Origin of the sequence: uncultured Bifidobacterium sp., from assembly GCF_959020155.1 — a bacterium.
GTDB lineage: Bacteria > Actinomycetota > Actinomycetes > Actinomycetales > Bifidobacteriaceae > Bifidobacterium.
The window spans coordinates 1-4085 of record NZ_CAUERC010000053.1; the positions used below are offsets into that span (position 1 = coordinate 1).

At 60.8% G+C, this 4085-nt stretch carries 4 protein-coding genes; 3 read left to right on the forward strand and 1 reads right to left on the reverse strand.

What is annotated here, in order from left to right; translation table 11 throughout:
- A partial coding sequence (locus tag Q5H31_RS08100; RefSeq protein WP_007052445.1) for a sugar O-acetyltransferase occupies positions 1 to 676 on the reverse strand: 676 nt, incomplete at its 3' end.
- A gap of 174 nt (positions 677 to 850) precedes the next feature.
- Here Q5H31_RS08100 and Q5H31_RS08105 point away from each other — a divergent pair.
- From Q5H31_RS08105 to guaB, 3 genes are all read left to right on the forward strand, one after another.
- Entirely contained in the window at positions 851 to 1525 is a 675-nt protein-coding gene (locus Q5H31_RS08105; protein ID WP_007053883.1) for an L-threonylcarbamoyladenylate synthase, read from the forward strand.
- The gene (locus Q5H31_RS08110; RefSeq protein ID WP_014485395.1) at positions 1522 to 2805 is read left to right on the forward strand and encodes a glycosyltransferase family 4 protein; all 1284 of its coding nucleotides are present in this window, start codon (positions 1522 to 1524) and stop codon (positions 2803 to 2805) included. The genes Q5H31_RS08105 and Q5H31_RS08110 overlap by 4 nt, the downstream gene beginning before the upstream one ends.
- Before the next feature lie 52 nt (positions 2806 to 2857).
- Positions 2858 to 4085: IMP dehydrogenase (guaB, locus tag Q5H31_RS08115; RefSeq protein WP_302457665.1), on the forward strand; the 1228-nt coding region annotated here is incomplete at its 3' end.

Consider the following 4085-nt stretch of genomic DNA (forward strand, 5'->3'; position numbering starts at 1 on the left):
ACTGCGCGTAATACTGTAGCGCGGAAGCATCCTTATCCGTAATCTCGCGAATCGGACGGGCCGGATTACCCACGGCCACGGTGTGCGGCGGAATATCGCGCGTCACCACCGAGCCGGCACCGATCACGCAACCCTCGCCGATCGTCACGCCGCCGATTACCGTCACATTGCCGCCAAACCAGCAGTTCGAGCCGATGACAATCGGCTTGCCATACTCGCAGTCGTATGCGGAACCATCAGGTGCCTGCCTCACGTTACGATCCTGCCAACGCAACGGATGCATCGGTGGCAGCAGCGAAACGTTCGGGCCGAACAGCACGTCGTCGCCAATCGTCACCGGGCAACAATCCAGCACAGTGAAGTTGAAGTTGGCGAACACGCGCTCTCCGATGGTGATGTTGCAGCCATAGTCGAAGAAAATCGGCCCCATCACGTCAAGGCCGGCACCGTGGCCGGGCAGCAGCTCATCGAGAATCGCGGCACGGGCGGCATGATCGGTACGCGACGCGGCGTTGAAGCGCGCGCACAGGTCGCCGGCCTTCTCGCGCAGGGCATTCAATTCAGGGTCTACCGAATTGTACAGTTTGCCGGCGAGCATCTCCTCGCGCTCGCTGGCGCGCGGCATACGCAGTTCGACGGGAGGCATGGTGGTGGATTCAGCATTGATTTCGCTCATTGAACACTCCTGTAATTTCGCGAAAGAGCATGGATGGACTCATTGTATCTACGGTCTGTGCGTGTGGGGCGAATCGGAAAACGGCAGTACGGCAAACGAGCGATGATGAACTATGCAAGTCGGGGCGCAATGGTGCAATGGTAGATTGTGAATACACAAGCGAACGGAGGTGGCGTGAGCGTGGAAGGCGGAACAACGCTGAAAGTCACGGATGAATCGCTGGCACAGGCGGCGCGTGTCATCCGGGATGGTGGATTGGTCGTCATTCCAACGGATACGGTATATGGAGTGGCGTGCGATCCGCGTAATAAGGCCGCTATCGACCGTATCTACCGGCTCAAGCGTCGCCCGCGCTATAAGGCGTTGCAGGTACTGCTCGCATCCACCGACCAGCTTGATGAGCTCGGTCTCGACCTGCCGTCCCCGCTGAATCGTTTGTCGGCGGCGTTTCTGCCTGGCGCGTTCTCGCCGATTGCCGTAGCCCGGCCCGACTGCACGTTGGAGACTTTGGCCGACACCGCCGATGGTCGCCCCGGCACGCAAGGCATCCGCATCCCCAATTCGGCGCTGTGCCTCGCGATTCTCAAGGCGACTGGCCCGCTGGCCGCGTCCAGCGCCAACCGTTCCGGCGACGAAAGCGCGCAGACCGTCCAGGAGGCGGTTGACGCGTTCGGCAGCGAAGTCGACCTGTATCTGGACGGCGGTCCCACCCAAGGCCATGTCTCCAGCACCGTCGTCAAAGCCGATCCGTACGCGCGCGACGGCATCGAGATCCTGCGTGAAGGCGTCATCGCCCAAAACGTGATTCGCAAGGCCCTCCACCTCAACGGCGGTGGACTCGGCGCATGAGAATCTACCTACTGATTGCCGCCATCGCCGGTGGCGTCACCTGGCTGGTGACTCCGCTGATTCGCCACGTCGCCATCGAAATCGGTGCGGTTGGCGAGGTGCGTGCCCGAGACGTGCACACCATTCCCACGCCGCGCATGGGTGGCCTTGGCATGCTGATCGGTTTTGCCGTGGCTACCGTATTCGCCAGTCGGCTGCCTTTTCTCTCGGGATTGTTCAACGGCAATTACCAGATGTGGGTGATTCTTGCCGGCGGCATCATGATCAGTCTGCTGGGCATGGCCGATGACCTGTGGGATCTCGATTGGATGCTGAAACTTGCCGGTCAGCTGCTGATTTCCGTATTCGTGGCTTGGGGCGGATTGCAGATCATCTCACTGCCTTTGGGCGGTTCGCTGATTACCGCCTCGCCGAGTCTGTCCATGGCGATCACCGCATTCCTGATTGTCGCCTCGATTAACGCGGTCAATTTCGTTGATGGCCTCGATGGCCTGGCGGCCGGTATCGTGGCGATTGGTGGCATAGCGTTCGCCGCCTATTCGTATATCATCGCCCGGTCTTCCCCGAGTTATGCTTCGTCGGCCACGCTGATCGACGTGATGATGGTGGGTATCTGCGTGGGCTTCCTGCTGCATAATTGGCATCCCGCCAAACTGTTTATGGGTGATTCCGGTTCGATGCTGCTTGGCTATCTCATCACCTGCGCTTCGATTGTGATGACCGGACGTCTTGACCCGGCCTCGATTCATGCCAGCATCTATCTGCCGGTGTTCATGCCAATTCTGCTGCCGATTCTGGTGTTGTTCCTGCCTGTGCTCGACATGTGTCTGGCGATTGTGCGGCGTTTGGCCAAAGGCCAGTCGCCCATGCATCCGGACCGTATGCACCTGCACCATCGCATGCTGAAGATCGGGCATTCGGTGCGTGGCGCCGTGCTGATCCTGTGGGGATGGGCCGCGCTGATCGCATTCGGTTCGCTGACGATTCTGTTCTTCAAAGCGCAGCATGTGGCCGTGGGCATGCCCATCGCCGTGGTGGTGCTGACCATAGCCACGATGTACCCCTATCTGCGGCATCGTATTCCCGAGATCCAAGCCGAGAACCTGACGCTCGAATCCGCACGCAAGAACGCGCAGCATGCTACGGTTAAGTCGCAGTCTGCAGTAGGGGAGAGCCGGGATTCGATTGGCTCTCAGGCAGCGGATTCGATGACTGATTCGCCTGCGGATTCGCGGGACTCGCAGGCGGGTGAGGTGCAGGACCCGGCAGCGGATAAGTGAGCGCTCACAAGCGTGTGTCGTGAAGGTCAGCGCGTGTTCATATAGTGTTTGTATGGCTACAAACCTCGATGAATTGAACGCCCAATCGGCGTATGCTCCCCTTCCTCCGATTTTCGCCAAGCTCGGCCTTGCTTATGATGATGTGTTGCTGCTGCCGAACGAGACGGATGTCATTCCCTCCGAAGTGGACACCAGCACTCATCTGACTCGCAAGATCGTGATGAAGGCCCCGGTCCTCTCCGCTGCCATGGATACCGTGACCGAGTCCGAGATGGCCATCGCCATGGCTCGTAACGGTGGTATCGGTGTGCTGCACCGCAATCTGTCCATCGACGACCAGGCCGCTCAGGTCGATGTGGTCAAGCGTTCCGAGTCCGGTATGATCACCGACCCGCTGACCGTCAACCCCGAGGTCACTCTGGCCGACCTCGACAAGCTGTGCGGCAAGTTCCACATCTCCGGTCTGCCGGTTGTGGACAAGGAAAACAAGCTCGTCGGCATCATCACCAACCGTGATATGCGCTTCATCGCCTCCGAGGATTACGACACCCTGAAGGTTAAGGATGTCATGACCAAGGAGAACCTGGTCACTGGCCCGTCCAACATTTCCAAGGACGACGCTCACCGTCTGCTCGCCCAGCACAAGGTTGAGAAGCTGCCGCTCGTTGACGAGGAAGGCCACCTGACCGGCCTGATCACCGTCAAGGACTTCGTCAAGACCGAGCAGTACCCGGACGCCACCAAGGATGAGCAGGGTCGTCTGCGCGTGGCCGCCGGCGTCGGCTTCCTCGGCGACGCCTGGCAGCGTGCCTCCGCTCTGATGGAGGCTGGCGTGGACGTGCTCGTGGTCGACACCGCCAACGGTGAGGCCCGTCTGGCACTCGACATGATTTCCCGCCTGAAGCACGACTCCGCCTTCGACGGCGTGCAGATCATCGGCGGCAACGTCGGCACCCGCTCCGGTGCTCAGGCCATGATTGAGGCTGGCGCGGACGCCGTCAAGGTCGGTATTGGCCCCGGCTCTATCTGCACCACCCGTATCGTTGCCGGTGTCGGTGTCCCGCAGCTCACCGCCGTGTACGAGGCTGCCCAGGCCTGCCGTGCCGCTGGCGTGCCCTGCATCGCCGACGGTGGCATCCACTACTCCGGTGACATCGCCAAGGCCCTCGTGGCTGGCGCTTCCTCCGTGATGCTCGGCGGCACGCTCGCTGGCTGTGAGGAAGCCCCGGGCGAGAAGGTGCTCCTGCACGGCAAGCAGTACAAGCTGTACCGTGGCATGG

What these genes read in the sequence shown, in the direction of transcription:
- Q5H31_RS08110 (WP_014485395.1), top strand. Translation starts at nt 1,522, where the DNA reads ATGAGAATCTACCTACTGATTGCCGCCATCGCCGGTGGCGTCACCTGG.